We start from the raw sequence: 17,545 nt of genomic DNA, 5'->3' as shown, positions 1-17,545 counted from the left end.
GTTATTTATACTCCGTACTGCTCACGGTAAGCGCGCACCGCCGCCAGGTGGTCCGCCATCTCCGGTTTCTCTTCCAGATAGGCGATCAGATCCTTCAGCGTGACGATTGAAATCACCTTGCAGTGATAGTCGCGTTCCACTTCCTGAATGGCGGAGATATCCGCGCGGCCGCGTTCCTGGCGGTCGAGGGAGATCAGCACGCCCGCCAGCGAAGCGCCGCTGGCGCCGATGATTTCCATCGACTCGCGGATCGCGGTGCCGGCGGTGATCACATCGTCCACCAGCATCACGCGCCCCTGCAGCGGGCTGCCCACCAGCGAACCGCCTTCGCCATGGGTCTTGGCTTCCTTGCGGTTAAAGCAGTAAGGCACGTCGCGTTCATGGTGTTCCGCCAGCGCCACCGCCGTGGTGGTGGCGATAGGAATGCCTTTATAGGCCGGGCCAAACAGCAGGTCGAAATCGATGCCGGAATCCATCAGGGCTTCGGCGTAGAAGCGCCCCAACAGCGCAAGATCGCGCCCGGTATTAAACAGGCCGGCGTTGAAGAAATACGGGCTGGTGCGGCCGGATTTCAGGGTGAACTCGCCGAACTTCAATACCTGCTTGTTAAGCGCGAACTCGATAAACTGGCGCTGATAGGCTTTCATTACTGCTTCTCCTCGTCTGAATCTGCTTGGGTCTTGTCATTACTGCCGCCCGATCGCCGGGCATAAAAAAGGCGACTTCTCAGTCGCCTTGAAAAATCAGTCCGCCAGCGCCGCTTTCTGCGCCTGGAAGATGGTTTCGATGCCCCCTCGGGCCAGCGCCAATAGCGCCAACAGCTCATCGTGGCTGAACGGCTCGCCTTCGGCGGTGCCCTGCACTTCAATCATGCGGCCGTCTTCCATCATCACTACGTTCATGTCGGTTTCCGCCGCGGAATCCTCCACATACTCCAGATCGCACAGCGCTTCGCCATTGACGATGCCGACGGAAACCGCCGCCACCATGCCCTTCATCGGGTTAGCTTTCAGCTTGCCGTTGGCCACCAGGGTGTTCAGCGCGTCGGCCAGCGCCACACAGGCGCCGGAGATGGAGGCGGTGCGGGTACCGCCGTCGGCCTGCAATACGTCGCAGTCGAGGGTGATGGTGAATTCACCGAGCTTTTTCAGATCCACCGCGGCACGCAGCGAGCGGGCGATCAGGCGCTGGATTTCCAGCGTGCGGCCGCCCTGCTTGCCTTTGGCGGCTTCACGGGCGTTGCGGCTGTGGGTGGAGCGCGGCAGCATACCGTACTCGGCGGTGATCCAACCTTGCCCCTGGCCTTTCAGGAAGCGCGGAACGCCCTCTTCTACCGTGGCGGTGCACAAGACTTTGGTATCGCCAAACTCAACCAGCACTGAACCTTCAGCGTGTTTGGTATAGTGACGGGTCAGTGTCAGTGGGCGAACTTGCTGTGGTGCTCTGCCTGCAGGACGCATGGGCTCTCTCCGGCTTCAAATCAACTATTGGCTGCGCATTATACGGGCTTCGTGACGTAATGCCTATCCTGCCCGCAGCCGCGACGCTATAATCGCCCCATCTTTTCCTATTACGGGTACGCATCAATGATCCGCAGCATGACCGCCTACGCCCGGCGTGAAATCAAGGGTGAATGGGGCAGCGCAGCCTGGGAGCTGCGTTCCGTTAACCAGCGCTACTTAGAAACCTACATCCGCCTGCCGGAACAATTCCGCAGCCTGGAGCCGGTGATCCGTGAACGTATCCGTGGCCGCCTGACCCGCGGCAAAGTCGAATGCAACCTGCGTTTCGAACTGGATCCAAGCGCGCAAAGCTCGCTGATCCTGAACGAAAAGCTGGCCAAACAGCTGGTCGAAGCCGCCAACTGGGTGAAAATGCAGAGCGACGAAGGGGAAATCAACCCGATCGACGTGCTGCGCTGGCCGGGCGTGATGTCCGCGCAGGAGCAGGATCTGGATGCCATCAGCGCCGAGCTGATGCAGGCGCTGGACGGCGCGCTGGATGACTTTATCGTCGCACGCGAAAGCGAAGGCGCCGCGCTGAAAACGCTGATCGAACAGCGCCTCGACGGCGTCAGCGCCGAAGTGGTCAAAGTGCGCGCCCAGATGCCGAACATCCTGCAATGGCAGCGCGAGCGCCTGGTCAGCAAGCTGGAAGAGGCGCAGGTGCAGCTGGAAAACACCCGCCTGGAGCAGGAGCTGGTGCTGATGGCGCAGCGCATCGACGTCGCCGAAGAGCTGGACCGCCTGGAAGCGCACGTGAAAGAGACGCACAACATCCTGAAGAAGAAAGAAGCCGTCGGCCGCCGCCTCGACTTTATGATGCAGGAGTTCAACCGCGAATCGAACACCCTGGCCTCCAAGTCGATCAATGCCGACGTCACCGCCTCCGCCATCGAGCTGAAGGTGCTGATCGAACAGATGCGCGAGCAGATCCAGAACATTGAGTGATCCCGCGCCGCACGCCATCAAGCCCGCGCCACGCGGGCTTTTTTATGGCTGCAGATCAGCGATAGGCGGCCGCCTGCTCCTCACCGATCAACCCCATTTTCTGCAGCTGCACCGCAATGCTCCAGGTTGAGCGTTCGAACTCATCGCTCAGCGCTTCCAGCGTCGCCCCGGCCGCATGGCTCTCGCGCAGCCGCAGCTTTTCCTCTTCCGGCCAGGGGAAGTAGGCATTGGCCGGCCGCCCCTCGGCCAGATTCTTCTGCTGCTTTTCTTCCGGCGTCAGCCTGGCTTTTTTCTGCAGTTCGGATTCACCGTCAAACTCGTTGGCCAACGCGAACAGCAGCCGGATAGCCTCCGGCGCGCAGGCCGCCGAAGCCGGTCTCAACAGCTCGCCGGTGTCGGGATTAACGCCGTTGGCCAGCGCCCTGAGCAACGTGCCGGTATTCATCGTTCGCCTCCTGGTTTGAGAAAATGCGCGCCAGTCGCGGCGCCTTGCCCAAACATGTTTCTCCGCCTTAGCCAAGAAAACCACATTTTGCGCCGGGAAAAATCGCCCATTGCGAGCCAGATTCCAGGTGCCTGAACGTGCGGGACGGTGGTTGCATCAGGCTGCGAGCCGGCAGGCATCATGGAAGACGGCTCACTAAGGCACTTCGGGGGCTTATGAAAAACTGCCGAGCAGCGCGTGCGGATGACAATCGGCAAGATATCCCGCATGCCATAAGTATTTTGTTCTAATTATCACGCAAGGTAATGAAAGGACGGCGATGCTGTGGCTAAATGTGTTTTTTTCCTGCCCGTGAACCGTACGGACCGTTTATGCCACAAATTCTGCAATTTATTATGGCCCTGGTGGTGATCATCGCCCTGGCGCTGCTGGTCAGCAATAATCGCAAGAAAATCCGCCTGCGCTATATCATCCAGCTGTTGGTGATCGAAGGCGCGCTGGCCTACTTCTTCCTGCACTCCGCCAGCGGGCTCAGCGTGATCAAACACGTCGCCGGCTTCTTCGACACCCTGCTCGCCTACGCCGCCCAAGGATCGGAGTTCGTATTCGGCGGCATGAGTAAGGATGGCCTGGCGTTTATCTTCCTCGGCGTTTTGTGCCCTATCATCTTTATTTCCGCCCTGATCGGCATTTTGCAGCATTTCCGCATTCTGCCGCTGATCATCCGCCTGGTGGGCACCCTGCTGTCCAAGGTCAACGGCATGGGCAAGCTGGAATCGTTCAACGCCGTCAGCACGCTGGTGCTGGGGCAGTCAGAGAACTTCATCGCCTACAAGGGCATCATCGGCGACATCTCGCCGCGCCGCATGTACACCATGGCCGCGACCGCCATGTCGACGGTATCGCTCTCCATCGTCGGCGCCTACATGTCGATGATCGACGCGCAGTACGTGGTGGCGGCCTTGATCCTTAATATGTTCAGCACCTTCATCATCCTGTCGATCATCAACCCGTATCAGGTTGAAGACGAGCCGGAGCTGAAGCTGAACAAGCTGCACGAAGATCAGAGCTTCTTCGAAATGTTGGGCGAGTACATTCTGGCCGGCTTCAAGATTGCGATGATCATCGCGGCGATGCTGATCGGCTTTATCGCGCTGATCTCCGCCGTCAACGCGCTGTTCTCGGCGGTGCTCGGCATCAGCTTCCAGCAGATCCTCGGCTACGTGTTCTATCCGCTGGCCTGGCTGATCGGCATCCCGGCGGAGGAGGCCCTGAAGGCGGGCAGCATCATGGCGACCAAACTGGTGGCCAACGAATTCGTGGCAATGATTGAACTGAAGAAGATCGCGGCGGAGCTGTCGCCGCGCGGGCTGGGCATTTTGTCGGTGTTCCTGGTGTCGTTCGCCAACTTCGCCTCCATCGGCATCGTCGCCGGCGCCATCAAAGGACTGAACGAGCAGCAAGGCAACGTGGTTTCCCGTTTTGGCCTGAAGCTGGTTTACGGCTCGACGCTGGTGAGCCTGTTGTCGGCAGCCATCGCCGGCCTGGTGCTGTAATCCTCACTCCCGGCCAGGCGGCCGGGAGTGCGTTTTAAAACGCCACGCACACCGGCGCATCCACCCGCATCACCGAATCCTGCGCAAACTGCTGCTTATAGCCGCTGCGCAGCGCCTCGATATTCGCCTCGCTCTCTTTGCCCGGCGCATGGATCAGCAGCAGCGCCTTGCTGTTCTCGCGCGCCAGTTTGCCGTCGTGGCCCAGCCACTGCCCTTTGGCATCAAACACCGTCAGCCCGTCTTTAAAACGTGGTGTCACCTGGCTATCGACGAAGGTTTGCCACTCGGCGGCGGTGATCGCCGGCCCCGCCGGCCGGTTCAGGCCGAAGTAGAGCGTTGTCTGCACCAGCGGATCGCCGGTGCGGCAAGCCGGGGTGGGGGAAACAGCCTGGTGGCCTGGCGCCACGCAGCCGCTCAGCAGCAGGGCTGCCATCATGGCGCCAGCAGCCAGTCTCGGGGAGTTTTTCATCTGCAGTCTCGGTTTCTCGGTTGAAGGATTCGCTGCAAAAATCATAGTCAGCGATGGAAATTAGCGCGAAATTTCTAATGCTTTCATTAACAGCCAGATGTTAAAAAAGGCTGGTTATCGGCAATAAAAACGGAGTTTGGATTAGCTATATTAATCCGAAATACCATCGGTGAAAAAAACTCAGTGGCGCGCGTCCTCGGCGGCGATTACCCTGCCGGCCATCATTCTGACGCAAGTACGCTGTGAATCCCTTATGTTACTGAGCATCCTTTATATCATCGGCATCACCGCCGAAGCCATGACCGGCGCGTTGGCGGCCGGCCGCCGCCAAATGGACATGTTCGGCGTGATCATCATCGCCTCGGTCACCGCGATCGGCGGCGGGTCGGTGCGCGATATGTTGCTCGGACATTTTCCATTGGGCTGGGTCAAACACCCGGAATACATCGTCATCGTCGCAATAGCGGCGATCGTCACCACCTGGGTGGCTCCTCTGATGCGCCATCTGCGCCGCCTGTTCCTGGTGCTCGACGCCGTCGGCCTGATCGTTTTCTCGATCATCGGCGCGCAGGTGGCGCTGGATATGGGGCACAGCGCGATTATCGCCGCCATCGCCGCAGTGATCACCGGCGTCTTCGGCGGGGTGCTGCGCGACATGTTCTGCAACCGTATCCCGCTGGTTTTCCAGAAAGAAATCTACGCCGGCATCTCCTTCAGCGCCGCCTGGCTGTATATCGGCCTGCAGCACCTCAGCCTGCCGCACAATCTGGTGGTGATCCTCACCTTGGTCGCCGGCCTGAGCGCGCGTCTTATCGCCCTGCGCTTCCGCCTCGGTCTGCCGGTGTTCAACTACCAGCATCCGGATCACTGATCTCGGGGCGGCAACGCGCCGCCGCCGAGGCCAAAACTGCCAAAATATTGCTCTTCAGCGCGCATATTCGCCCTTTCGACGCTTTTTCCACGCAAAGCCGCGGGCAAAATGCGAGCTAACGCTGCACCCGGCGCGTTAGCCGTGTATACTGTGCGGAGAAAATACACATCCGCTGTTTTTGGCATATCAACCGTTATCAACGAACATCATCATGGCTCAAGGCACGCTTTATATTGTCTCTGCTCCCAGTGGCGCAGGTAAATCAAGTCTGATTCAGGCTTTGTTAAAGACGCAACCGCTGTACGACACGCAGGTTTCGGTTTCGCACACCACGCGCGACAGCCGCCCGGGTGAAAATCACGGCGAGCACTATTTCTTCGTCTCGAAAGACGAATTCCGCCGGATGATCGAGCAGGATGCGTTTCTTGAGCACGCCGAAGTGTTCGGCAACTATTACGGCACCTCACGCGCCGCCATCGAACAAGTGTTGGCGACCGGCGTAGACGTGTTTCTGGATATCGACTGGCAGGGCGCGCAGCAAATCCGCGCCAAAATGCCGCAGGCGCGCAGCATCTTCATTCTGCCGCCGTCGAAGGAAGAACTGGGCCGCCGCCTGCGCGGGCGCGGGCAGGATTCCGAAGAGGTGATCGCCAAACGCATGGCCCAGGCCGTGGCGGAAATGACGCATTACGCGGAGTACGATTACCTGATCGTGAACGATGATTTCGATCTGGCGCTGTCCGATCTGAAGACCATCATTCGCGCCGAACGCCTGCGTTTGGGCCGCCAGTTGCTGCGGCATGACGCTTTAATCAGCAAACTATTGGCAGACTGAAGGCAGTTTCAGTATCATGCCCAGTCTTTTCGTCACCTGTGGAGTAGCACAAATATGGCACGCGTAACTGTTCAAGACGCTGTAGAGAAAATTGGTAACCGTTTTGACCTGGTGTTGGTCGCTGCTCGTCGGGCGCGTCAGATCCAGACCGGCGGCAAAGATGCACTGGTTCCGGAAGAGAACGACAAGTACACCGTTATCGCCCTGCGCGAAATCGAAGAAGGCCTGATCACTAGCCAGATCCTCGACGTGCGTGAGCGCCAGGAACAGCAAGAGCAGGAAGCCGCAGAGATTCAAGCGGTTACCGCGATTGCTGAAGGTCGTCGTTAATTAGACAGCGAGTCCGCCTTGTACCTGTTTGAAAGCCTGAATCTGCTGATTCAACGTTACCTGCCCGAGGAGCAGATTAAGCGCCTCAAACAGGCATACCTCGTCGCGCGCGACGCGCACGAGGGCCAGACACGCTCCAGCGGTGAGCCCTACATTACTCACCCGGTCGCCGTGGCCTGCATCCTGGCGGAAATGCGTCTCGACCACGAGACGCTGATGGCGGCGTTGCTGCACGACGTCATCGAAGACACCCCAGCCACCTATCAAGATATGGAACAGCTGTTCGGCAAGAGCGTCGCCGAACTGGTTGAGGGCGTCTCCAAGCTCGACAAGCTGAAGTTCCAGGACAAGAAAGAAGCGCAGGCGGAAAACTTCCGCAAGATGATCATGGCGATGGTGCAGGATATCCGCGTCGTGCTGATCAAGCTGGCCGACCGTACGCACAACATGCGCACCCTCGGTTCGCTGCGCCCCGACAAACGCCGGCGCATCGCGCGTGAAACCCTGGAAATCTACAGCCCCCTCGCCCACCGCCTGGGTATTCATCACCTGAAAACCGAGCTGGAAGAGCTGGGCTTCGAGGCGCTGTACCCAAACCGTTATCGCGTGATCAAGGAAGTGGTGAAAGCCGCGCGCGGCAACCGCAAAGAGATGATTCAAAAAATCCTCTCCGAGATCGAAGGGCGACTGACCGAGGCCGGCATCGCCTGCCGCGTCAGCGGAAGGGAAAAACACCTTTACTCCATCTACCTCAAGATGCACCTGAAAGAACAGCGTTTCCATTCCATCATGGATATCTACGCGTTCCGGGTGATCGTCAAAGAGGTCGATACCTGCTACCGCGTGCTCGGCCAGGTGCACAGCCTGTATAAACCGCGTCCGGGGCGGGTGAAAGATTACATCGCCATTCCCAAGGCCAACGGCTATCAATCGCTGCATACCTCGCTGATCGGCCCGCACGGCGTGCCGGTCGAAGTGCAGATCCGCACCGAAGACATGGATCAAATGGCTGAGATGGGGGTGGCCGCGCACTGGGCTTACAAGGAAAGAGAACAGGGCGAAACCGGCACCACGGCGCAGATCCGCGCCCAACGCTGGATGCAAAGCCTGCTGGAGCTGCAGCAAAGCGCCGGCAGTTCGTTTGAATTTATCGAGAGCGTCAAATCCGATCTATTCCCGGATGAGATTTACGTTTTCACCCCGGAAGGCCGCATCGTCGAGCTGCCCGCCGGCGCCACGCCGGTCGACTTCGCCTATGCGGTGCATACCGATATCGGCCATGCCTGCGTCGGCGCGCGCGTCGATCGTCAGCCGTACCCGCTGTCGCAGTCGCTGACCAGCGGCCAGACCGTCGAGATCATCACCGCGCCGGGCGCACGGCCCAACGCCGCCTGGCTGAACTTCGTGGTCAGCTCGAAAGCGCGCGCCAAGATTCGCCAGATGTTGAAGAACCTCAAGCGCGACGACTCCGTCGGCCTCGGCCGCCGTCTGCTCAACCATGCGCTGGGCGGCAGCCGCAAACTGGCCGAAATCCCGCAGGAAAATATTCAGCACGAGCTGGATCGCATGAAGCTGGCGACGCTGGACGATCTGCTGGCGGAAATTGGCCTCGGCAACGCCATGAGCGTGGTGGTGGCGAAGAACCTGCAGGGCGATCAGTCCAGCCTGGGCACCTCTTCCGGCGTGCGCAACCTGGCCATCAAGGGCGCCGACGGCGTATTGATCACCTTCGCCAAGTGCTGCCGTCCGATTCCGGGCGACCCGATTATCGCTCACGTCAGCCCGGGCAAAGGGCTGGTGATCCACCATGAATCCTGCCGCAATATTCGCGGCTATCAGAAAGAGCCTGAGAAGTTCATGGCGGTCGAGTGGGATAAAGAGACCGAGCAGGAGTTCATCGCCGAGATCAAGGTGGATATGTTTAACCACCAGGGTGCGCTGGCCAACCTGACGGCGGCGATCAACGCGGCCGAGTCCAATATTCAGAGCCTGAACACCGAAGAGAAAGACGGTCGGGTTTATAGCGCCTTTATCCGCTTGACCACCCGCGATCGCATCCATTTGGCAAACATTATGCGTAAAATCCGTATCATGCCGGATGTGATCAAAGTTAACCGCAACCGAAACTAGCGCTTATGAGTCCTGAACGCTATGCGCGGATTTGTGAAATGCTCGCGACCCGGCAGCCGGATCTGACGGTCTGCCTGGAGCAGGTACACAAGCCGCATAACGTCTCCGCCATTATCCGTACCGCCGACGCCGTCGGCGTGCATCAGGTCCACGCCGTGTGGCCCACCACCCGCATGCGCACCCTGGTCTCCTCCGCCGCCGGCAGCAACAGCTGGGTCAGCGTTAAAACCCACCGCACCATCGGCGACGCGGTCGGGCACCTGAAAGCGCAGGGCATGCAAATTCTGGCTACCAACCTGTCTGCGCGCGCGGTCGATTTCCGCGAGGTGGACTACACCCGGCCAACCTGCGTGCTGCTCGGCCAGGAAAAAACCGGCATCACCGAAGAAGCGCTGGCGCTGGCCGATCAGGACATCGTCATTCCGATGATCGGCATGGTGCAATCGCTCAACGTCTCTGTGGCTTCGGCGCTGATCCTGTATGAGGCGCAGCGCCAGCGGCAGAACGCCGGCCTGTACCGTCGCGACAACAGTATGCTGGACGAAGAAGAGCAGCAGCGTCTGCTGTTCGAAGGCGGTTACCCGGTGCTGGCCAACGTGGCCAAGCGCAAAGGGCTGCCGCGCCCGCAGATCGATGAACAGGGCCAGGTGGTCGCCAGCGCCGAATGGTGGGCGGCCATGCAGGCGACGGTGCGCAAATGAAAGGCCGCCTGCTGGATGCTGTCCCACTCACCACGCTTTCCGGGGTTGGCGCCAGCCAGGCGGGCAAATTGGCCAAACTCGGCCTCGACACCATTCAGGATCTGCTGCTGCACCTGCCGCTGCGCTACGAAGATCGCACCCGCCTCTATCCGATCAACGATCTGCTGCCGGGCATCTACGCTACGGTAGAGGGGGAAGTGCTGCGCAGCGACATCAGTTTCGGCCGCCGCCGCATGCTGACCTGCCAGATCAGCGACGGCACCGGCATCCTCACCATGCGGTTCTTCAACTTCAACGCCGCGATGAAAAACAGCCTGGCCACCGGCCGCCGCGTGACCGCCTACGGCGAGATCAAACGCGGCAACCACGGCGCGGAGATCATCCATCCGGAATACCGCATTCAGGGCGAAGCCAGCGAAGTCGAGCTGCAGGAGTCGCTGACGCCGGTTTACCCCACCACCGAGGGGGTGCGGCAAGCCACGCTGCGCAAGCTGACCGATCAGGCGCTGGCGCTGCTGGATACCTGCGCCATCGCCGAACTGCTGCCGCCGGAGCTGAGCGGCGGCCTGATGAGCCTGCCGCAGGCGCTGCACACCCTGCACCGCCCGCCGCCGGACATCCAGCTGGCGGATCTGGAGCTGGGCAAACACCCGGCGCAAAAACGCCTGATCCTCGAAGAGCTGTTGGCGCATAACCTCAGCATGCTGGCGGTGCGCGCCGGCGCCCAGAGTTATCAGGCGCAGCCGCTGCTGCCGGACGATCGGCTGAAAAAACGTTTTCTCGCCCAGCTGCCGTTCTCGCCGACCGGCGCGCAAACGCGCGTGGTGGCCGACATCGAAGCCGACATGCAAAAAGACTTCCCGATGATGCGGCTGGTGCAAGGCGACGTCGGCTCCGGCAAAACGCTGGTGGCGGCGCTGGCGGCGCTGCGCGCTATCGCGCACGGCAAACAGGTGGCGCTGATGGCGCCGACCGAGCTGCTGGCCGAGCAGCACGCCAACAATTTCCGCCAGTGGTTTGAACCGCTGGGGCTGGAGGTCGGCTGGCTGGCCGGCAAACAGAAAGGCAAGGCGCGCATCGCGCAGCAGGAAGCCATCGCCAGCGGCCAGGTGTCAATGGTGGTCGGCACCCACGCCATCTTCCAGGAGCAGGTACAGTTCAACGGCCTGGCGCTGGTGATCATCGATGAGCAGCACCGCTTCGGGGTGCATCAGCGGCTGGCGCTGTGGGAGAAAGGCGAAGAACAAGGCTTCCACGCCCATCAGCTGATCATGACCGCCACGCCGATCCCGCGCACGCTGGCGATGACCGCCTATGCCGATCTCGACACCTCGGTCATCGACGAGCTGCCGCCGGGCCGCACGCCGGTGACCACCGTCGCCATTCCCGATACCCGCCGCGCCGACATCATTCAACGGGTGAAAAGCGCCTGCCTGGAAGAGGGGCGGCAGGCTTACTGGGTGTGTACGCTGATCGAGGAATCTGAGCTGCTGGAAGCGCAGGCGGCAGAAGCCACCTGGGAGGAATTGAAAGCCGCATTGCCGGAGCTGAAGGTGGCGCTGGTGCACGGCCGCATGAAAGCGCAGGAGAAGCAGGCGGTGATGCAGGCGTTTAAACAGGGCGAGCTGCAGCTGCTGGTCGCCACCACGGTGATCGAAGTCGGCGTCGACGTACCGAACGCCAGCCTGATGATCATCGAAAACCCGGAACGGCTTGGCCTGGCGCAGCTGCACCAGCTGCGCGGCCGCGTAGGGCGCGGCGCGGTGGCCTCACACTGTGTGCTGCTGTACAAAACGCCGCTGAGCAAAACCGCGCAAACGCGCCTGCAGGTGCTGCGCGACAGCAACGACGGCTTTGTCATCGCCCAGCGCGATCTGGAGATCCGCGGCCCGGGCGAGCTGCTCGGCACCCGCCAGACCGGCAGCGCCGAATTCAAAGTGGCGGACCTGCTGCGCGACCAGGCGATGATCCCCGAAGTGCAGCGCGTCGCTCGCCACCTCCACCAGCACTACCCGGAACACGCCCAGGCGCTGATTGAACGCTGGCTGCCGGAGAAGGCACGCTACTCCAACGCATAAAAAAGGGCGCCGACGGCGCCCTCTTCTTTTTTTCTGGCTCGCGATATCACCCCACCGCCGGGAACACCGGCAGCAGCAGATACAGCTTGATGACGATGGCATTGGCGATATCGATAAAGAACGCCCCCACCATCGGCACCACCAAAAACGCCACGTGCGACGGGCCGAAACGATCGGTGATCGCCTGCATGTTGGCGATCGCCGTCGGCGTGGCGCCCATGCCAAAGCCGCAGTGGCCGGCGGCCAGCACCGCCGCGTCGTAGTTCTTGCCCATCACCCGGTAGGTGACGAATATCGCGTACAGCGCCATCACCAGCGTCTGCACCGCCAGGATCGCCAGCATCGGCAGCGCCAGCGAGGCCAGCTCCCACAGGCGCAGGCTCATCAACGCCATCGCCAGGAACAGCGACAGGCTGACGTTACCCAACACCGACACCGCCCGCTCAAACACGGTATAGAAGCCGGTGAAGGCCAGCGTGTTGCTGAGGATCACCCCGACGAACAGCACGCAAACGAAGTTCGGCAGTTCAAACACCGTGCCGCCCAGCAGGCCGGCAATCAATTGCCCCAGGCTCAGACAGATGGCGATCATGGCGATGGTTTCGATCATCACCAGCGAGGTGATGAGACGGCCGCTTTCCGGCTTCTCAAAACCGCTCGGCTGCACGCTGTCATCCGGGGTGCCTTCCGGCGTGGAGGAGTGCTTGACCAGATAGCGCGCCACCGGGCCGCCGATCAGACCGCCCAGCACCAGGCCGAAGGTGGCGCAGGCCATGGCGACTTCCGTCGCGTTTTCAAAACCGTAGCGCTCGATGAACAGCTTGCTCCAGGCCGCCCCGGTGCCGTGGCCACCCGACAGGGTGATCGATCCGGCAATCAGGCCCATCAGCGGATCCAGCCCCAGCATTTTCGCCATGCCGATGCCGATGGCGTTCTGCACGATAAGCAGCCCCAGCACCACGAACAGGAACACTACCAGCACCTTGCCGCCGGCGCGCAAACGCGCCAGGTTGGCGTTCAGGCCGATGGTGGCGAAGAAGGCCAGCATCAGCGGATCCTTCAGCGACATGTCAAAACTGACTTCCCAGTTGACGAGCTTTTTCAGGGCTAACAGCAGGAGGGCCACCAGCAAACCACCGGCGACGGGAGCGGGAATGGTATATTTTCGCAGCAGGGGAATGGTTCTGACGCACTTGCCCCCGAGGAGCAAAACCAGCGTCGCCGCGACTAACGTGCCATAAGTATCAAGATGAAACATCCAGGTACTCCATGTAAGGGAAAAGATCCAAATAAAAATAATAAGTTATAGAAAACCACTTAGTTTTTAAACTTGATGAGTGCAGGATTAGAAGTAAAAAACGCTGAGATGACAAGAAAAAATGAATGAAAATGCGACATAAACGGGAAAGTCGGCAACATAATATTTACGCGCAACCGTTTGCTTTTGCGGGGCGGGGCATTAAAATGCCTGCTTTGCCGTATCTGGAAACGCCACACCATGAGCATGTCATCCTCCGAGCTTGATGCCGCGCGCCAAGCCGCCTCAGAACCCCGCGCCAGTGAACTGATTTATCGCCTGGAAGATCGCCCGCCGCTGCCGCAAACGCTGTTTGCCGCCGGCCAGCATCTGCTGGCGATGTTCGTCGCGGTGATCACACCGGCGCTGCTGATCTGCCAGGCGCTGGGCCTGCCGGCACAGGATACCCAGCACATCATCAGCATGTCGCTGTTCGCCTCCGGTCTGGCTTCCATTCTGCAAATCAAAACCTGGGGGCCGGTGGGTTCCGGGCTGTTGTCGATTCAGGGCACCAGCTTCAATTTCGTTTCGCCGCTGATCATGGGCGGTCTGGCGCTGAAAAACGGCGGCGCCGACGTGCCGACCATGATGGCCGCGCTGTTCGGCACGCTGATGGTCGCTTCCTGCACCGAAATTTTACTGTCGCGCGTGCTGCATCTGGCGCGCCGCATTATCACCCCGCTGGTTTCCGGCATCGTGGTGATGATCATTGGCCTGTCGCTGATTCAGGTCGGTCTGACCTCGATCGGCGGCGGCTACGCCGCGATGAACGATCACAGCTTCGGCTCACCGAAAAACCTGCTACTGGCCGGCGCGGTGCTGGCGGTCATCATCCTGCTGAACCGCCAGCGCAACCCTTACCTGCGCGTCGCTTCGCTGGTGATCGCCATGGCGGTCGGCTATCTGTTGGCCTGGGCGATGGACATGCTGCCCGCCGGCGCATCGGCAGCCCCAACGGCGGCGATCACCATTCCCACGCCGCTCTATTACGGCCTGGGCTTCGACTGGAACCTGCTGCTGCCGCTGATGCTGATCTTTATGGTCACCTCGCTGGAAACCATCGGCGACATCACCGCCACTTCCGACGTCTCCGAACAGCCCGTCAGCGGGCCGCTGTACATGAAGCGCCTGAAGGGCGGCGTGCTGGCCAACGGCCTGAACTCGATGCTGTCGGCGGTGTTCAACACCTTCCCCAACTCCTGCTTCGGCCAGAACAACGGCGTGATCCAGATGACCGGCGTCGCCAGCCGTTACGTCGGCTTCGTGGTGGCGCTGATGCTGATCGCGCTGGGGCTGTTCCCGGCGGTGGCCGGCTTCGTGCAGCACATTCCCGAGCCGGTACTGGGCGGCGCGACCATCGTGATGTTCGGCACCATCGCCGCCTCCGGCGTGCGCATCGTGTCGCGCGAGCGCCTGAACCGGCGCGCCATCATGATCATGGCGCTGTCGCTGGCCGTCGGCATGGGCGTCTCCCAGCAGCCGCTGATCCTGCAGTTCGCGCCGGACTGGCTGAAAACCCTGCTCTCTTCCGGCATCGCCGCAGGCGGCATTACCGCCATCGTGCTGAACCTGGTGTTCCCGCAGGAACACGAGAAAAAGTAACCCGTCCATTGACGTTCAAACGGCCGCTTGCGGCCGTTTTTTATTGTCTATCAGACCATTGCCCTTGAGATGCCCGGCCAATTGCGGCATAAACAGGGTATCTTTTTTGACCGATGCGGATGTAGACGATGAAATTTATCGGAAAGCTGTTGCTGACGTTGCTGCTGCTGACCGTGCTGGCGGCGGTGGTGCTGTATCTGGTGGGGCAAACCCGCTGGGCGGCAGGCCGCCTGAGCGCCTGGATCAGCGACAACAGCGAATACCGCCTGTCGATAGGAAAAATCACCCACTCGTGGAATCAGCCGGGCCAGATCGGTCTGGAAGAGGTGCAGCTGGCGCGCAATGGCCAGCCGCAGGCGCTGGCCGCCAAACGCGTCGATCTCGGCCTCAGCCTGCGCCAAATCACCGAACCGCGCTATTTCCACAGCGTCACGCTGCGTGACGGCACGCTGAACGTGCAGCCGCAGACTGCTGCGCTGCCTGTACAGGCCGACGTGCTGCAGCTGAGCAACATGGCGCTGCAATCCAACGATAACGAGTGGCAGCTCAACGCGCAGCGGGTCAATGCCGGCATCACGCCGTGGCGCCCGCTGGCCGGCCATCTGCTGGGGGACAACAATCAGTTCCAGTTCAGCGCCGGTTCGATGACGCTGAACGGCATTCCCGCTTCGAAGGTGTTGGTGCAGGGGGAGCAAAAACAGGGCCAGCTGCTGTTGAACAATTTCGGCGCCGATCTGGCGCAGGGCGACCTGACCGGCGTGGCCAGCCGCGCCGCCGACGGCAGTTGGCAAGTGGATCGCCTGCGGCTGAGCGGCGTGCGCATGCAGACCCCGTTGACGCTGGCGGAATTCATGCAGCGCTTTACCACCCTGCCGCCGGTCACCCTCAAGCGTTTCGATCTGATCGATGCGCGCCTGGAAGGCAAGGCGTGGGCGTTTAACGATCTCGATCTGTCGCTGCAAAACGTCAGCATCGAAAAAGGCGACTGGCGCAGCGAAGACGGCTCGCTCAACGTCAATGCCAGCGATGTGATCAACGGCGGTTTCCACCTGATCGACCCGATCGCCACCCTGCGCCTCTCCTCCGCCGGCATCGCCATTCAGCAATTCACCACCCGCTGGGAAGGCGGGCTGCTGCGCACCTCCGGCAATTGGCTGCGCGCCGGCAAACGCCTGCAGCTGGATGAAGTGGCCATGGCGGCGCTGGAGTACACCCTGCCAATCGACTGGCGCGAGCTGTGGCTGAAACCGCTGCCGGACTGGCTGGCGGAGGTGTACGTCACCAAGCTGACCACCAACCGCAATCTGATTATCGATATCAACCCGGCATTCCCGTTCCAGATCACCGCGCTGGACGGTTACGGCAGCAACCTGCTGCTGGCGCGCGACCACCAGTGGGGCATTTGGTCCGGTTCGTTAAACCTGAACGGCAGCGAGGCCACCTTCAACAAAATCGACGTGCGGCGCCCTTCGCTGGCGCTGAACGCCGACGCCAACCAGATCGCCGTCACCGAACTCAGCGCCTTTATGCCCAATGGGCTGCTTGAGGCCAACGCGACCGTCGATCAGCTGCCGGGCAAGCCGTTCCAGCTGACGCTGCACGGCCGTTCGGTACCGCTCAATACCTTGCAGCAATGGGGATGGCAGCCGGTGCCGCTGACGGGCGACGGCAACCTTGAGCTGCAGTTGAAAGGGCTGTTGAACAGCGACGGGCCGTTCAAAGCTTCATTGAAGGGGACTCTGCAAGCCACCGCCGGCGACGGCCAGACGGTGAACCAACAGCTGCCGTAATCTATCGCGCGGCCCACCGCCAGGCAGGGCCGCCGTTTTACTCTTCCAGCGCTTCGGAACCGCCCTGATCCAGCGGCACATCCGGCTCGGCCGGCAACACCATGTAAGTGCCTTCGAACACCGCGCCCTTATCCTCATCGCCGAACAGATGCACTTCGGCGTGCACGCGCGCGCGGCGGCCCCGCGCCAGACGCGCCAAATCACCGCTTAGCGAACCGAGATCCGCCACCGCCCGCGGCCTGCCGGTGATCGGTTTGCTGTAGCGAATGTGCGCGTCCGCCAGAATGATAGTGCCACCGAGATGGCGCTCGCGCAGCAGCAGCCAAATCAGCCCCCAGGCGGTCAGCGTCGCCAGCGAGAACAGGCTGCCGGCAAACAGCGTATGGTGCGGGTTCTGGTTGCCGATCTCCGGCATGGTGGTGACGAAGCGCTGGCCGGTGTACTGGCTGATGCGCACGCCCATCTTTTCGCTCAGGGGGATATGTTCATACCAGGCCTGCTGCAATTGACCGCACCAATCGGGGCGATGCAGGATATCGTCCAGCGTCGCTACCGGTTTGATCATCAAAAAGTGGCGGATCGGGGTGGTCTGCGGCGCAGTGATCTCGCCCTGATTGACGAACCCCAGCTTGGCAAAGAAATCCACCGCATCTTCACGGGCGCTGCACACCACCCGCTTCACGCCTTCCTGCCGCGCGACGGACTCCAGCGTCATCGCCACCAGCGTCCCCAGCCCTTTATCCTGCAGCGTCGGGTCTACCGCAAGAAAACGGATCGCCGCCTCGTTGTCGGCATTGATGTACAGCCGCCCGATGGCGACGATTTTACCGGCCTCGTCCACCACCATTTGGTGATGGGCCATGGCGTCATAGGCATCCTTTTCCGAACCCACCGGCTGGTGCAGCGGCTTGCGCAGCATTTCCCAGCGAAACTGGTAATACTCTTTCAGTTCTTGCTCTGTTACGGGTACTCGTAGGTGATACATAGACGC

The 17,545-nt window shown here is 61.0% G+C and carries 16 protein-coding genes; 10 read left to right on the top strand and 6 right to left on the bottom strand.

Annotation, left to right across the window (positions count from 1 at the left end):
- Positions 1-5: 5 nt before the first annotated feature.
- Positions 6-647, bottom strand: a complete 642-nt coding sequence (gene pyrE / locus AC2CGQ_RS23595) for an orotate phosphoribosyltransferase (RefSeq protein WP_004931204.1) — start codon at positions 645-647, stop codon at positions 6-8.
- 96 nt (positions 648-743) lie between these two features.
- On the bottom strand, positions 744-1,460 hold the full coding sequence (rph, locus tag AC2CGQ_RS23590) for a ribonuclease PH (RefSeq protein WP_025160305.1): 717 nt from the start codon (positions 1,458-1,460) through the stop codon (positions 744-746).
- A 126-nt stretch (positions 1,461-1,586) separates the two neighbouring features.
- Here rph and AC2CGQ_RS23585 point away from each other — a divergent pair, with 126 nt between their 5' ends.
- Complete coding sequence (locus AC2CGQ_RS23585) at positions 1,587-2,450, top strand: YicC/YloC family endoribonuclease (RefSeq protein ID WP_015379441.1); 864 nt, start codon at positions 1,587-1,589, stop codon at positions 2,448-2,450.
- A 55-nt stretch (positions 2,451-2,505) separates the two neighbouring features.
- Here AC2CGQ_RS23585 and AC2CGQ_RS23580 read toward each other — a convergent pair whose 3' ends face one another.
- Positions 2,506-2,895, bottom strand: coding sequence for a hypothetical protein (locus tag AC2CGQ_RS23580; RefSeq protein WP_015379442.1), 390 nt, complete (start codon positions 2,893-2,895; stop codon positions 2,506-2,508).
- Between the two features lie 371 nt (positions 2,896-3,266).
- Here AC2CGQ_RS23580 and AC2CGQ_RS23575 point away from each other — a divergent pair, with 371 nt between their 5' ends.
- Positions 3,267-4,451: a NupC/NupG family nucleoside CNT transporter gene (locus AC2CGQ_RS23575; protein ID WP_004931212.1), complete on the top strand. Its 1,185-nt coding sequence runs from the start codon at positions 3,267-3,269 to the stop codon at positions 4,449-4,451.
- A 34-nt stretch (positions 4,452-4,485) separates the two neighbouring features.
- Here the strand turns inward: AC2CGQ_RS23575 and AC2CGQ_RS23570 are convergent, their stop codons facing one another.
- On the bottom strand, positions 4,486-4,920 hold the full coding sequence (locus AC2CGQ_RS23570) for a DUF3574 domain-containing protein (protein WP_015379443.1): 435 nt from the start codon (positions 4,918-4,920) through the stop codon (positions 4,486-4,488).
- A gap of 253 nt (positions 4,921-5,173) precedes the next feature.
- Here AC2CGQ_RS23570 and AC2CGQ_RS23565 point away from each other — a divergent pair, with 253 nt between their 5' ends.
- From AC2CGQ_RS23565 to recG, 6 genes are all read left to right on the top strand, one after another.
- Positions 5,174-5,791, top strand: a complete 618-nt coding sequence (locus tag AC2CGQ_RS23565; RefSeq protein ID WP_025304704.1) for a trimeric intracellular cation channel family protein — start codon at positions 5,174-5,176, stop codon at positions 5,789-5,791.
- A 211-nt stretch (positions 5,792-6,002) separates the two neighbouring features.
- The gene (gmk, locus tag AC2CGQ_RS23560; RefSeq protein WP_004931218.1) at positions 6,003-6,626 is read left to right on the top strand and encodes a guanylate kinase; all 624 of its coding nucleotides are present in this window, start codon (positions 6,003-6,005) and stop codon (positions 6,624-6,626) included.
- A 54-nt stretch (positions 6,627-6,680) separates the two neighbouring features.
- A complete protein-coding gene (gene rpoZ / locus AC2CGQ_RS23555) occupies positions 6,681-6,956 on the top strand; it encodes a DNA-directed RNA polymerase subunit omega (protein WP_004931221.1) in 276 nt (91 codons plus the stop codon).
- An 18-nt stretch (positions 6,957-6,974) separates the two neighbouring features.
- Positions 6,975-9,086, top strand: a complete 2,112-nt coding sequence (spoT, locus tag AC2CGQ_RS23550) for a bifunctional GTP diphosphokinase/guanosine-3',5'-bis pyrophosphate 3'-pyrophosphohydrolase (RefSeq protein ID WP_004931224.1) — start codon at positions 6,975-6,977, stop codon at positions 9,084-9,086.
- A 5-nt stretch (positions 9,087-9,091) separates the two neighbouring features.
- Complete coding sequence (gene trmH, locus AC2CGQ_RS23545; RefSeq protein ID WP_004931227.1) at positions 9,092-9,787, top strand: tRNA (guanosine(18)-2'-O)-methyltransferase TrmH; 696 nt, start codon at positions 9,092-9,094, stop codon at positions 9,785-9,787.
- A complete protein-coding gene (gene recG / locus AC2CGQ_RS23540; protein WP_021504482.1) occupies positions 9,784-11,865 on the top strand; it encodes an ATP-dependent DNA helicase RecG in 2,082 nt (693 codons plus the stop codon). Before trmH ends, recG begins: the two co-directional genes overlap by 4 nt.
- Positions 11,866-11,911: 46 nt before the next feature.
- On the opposite strand, the gene gltS is transcribed toward recG, so the two are convergent.
- A complete protein-coding gene (gene gltS / locus AC2CGQ_RS23535) occupies positions 11,912-13,123 on the bottom strand; it encodes a sodium/glutamate symporter (RefSeq protein ID WP_060557979.1) in 1,212 nt (403 codons plus the stop codon).
- 240 nt (positions 13,124-13,363) lie between these two features.
- Here gltS and AC2CGQ_RS23530 point away from each other — a divergent pair, with 240 nt between their 5' ends.
- Both AC2CGQ_RS23530 and AC2CGQ_RS23525 read left to right on the top strand, forming a co-directional pair.
- Complete coding sequence (locus AC2CGQ_RS23530) at positions 13,364-14,764, top strand: nucleobase:cation symporter-2 family protein (RefSeq protein WP_484593915.1); 1,401 nt, start codon at positions 13,364-13,366, stop codon at positions 14,762-14,764.
- 128 nt (positions 14,765-14,892) lie between these two features.
- The gene (locus tag AC2CGQ_RS23525; RefSeq protein ID WP_015379449.1) at positions 14,893-16,554 is read left to right on the top strand and encodes an AsmA family protein; all 1,662 of its coding nucleotides are present in this window, start codon (positions 14,893-14,895) and stop codon (positions 16,552-16,554) included.
- 37 nt (positions 16,555-16,591) lie between these two features.
- On the opposite strand, the gene fabY is transcribed toward AC2CGQ_RS23525, so the two are convergent.
- Complete coding sequence (gene fabY, locus AC2CGQ_RS23520) at positions 16,592-17,539, bottom strand: fatty acid biosynthesis protein FabY (protein WP_004931235.1); 948 nt, start codon at positions 17,537-17,539, stop codon at positions 16,592-16,594.
- Between the last annotated feature and the right edge of the window lie 6 nt (positions 17,540-17,545).

This window comes from Serratia sp. DFXYC6, from assembly GCF_057196085.1.
This window is presented reverse-complemented; position numbering and strand designations above follow the sequence as displayed.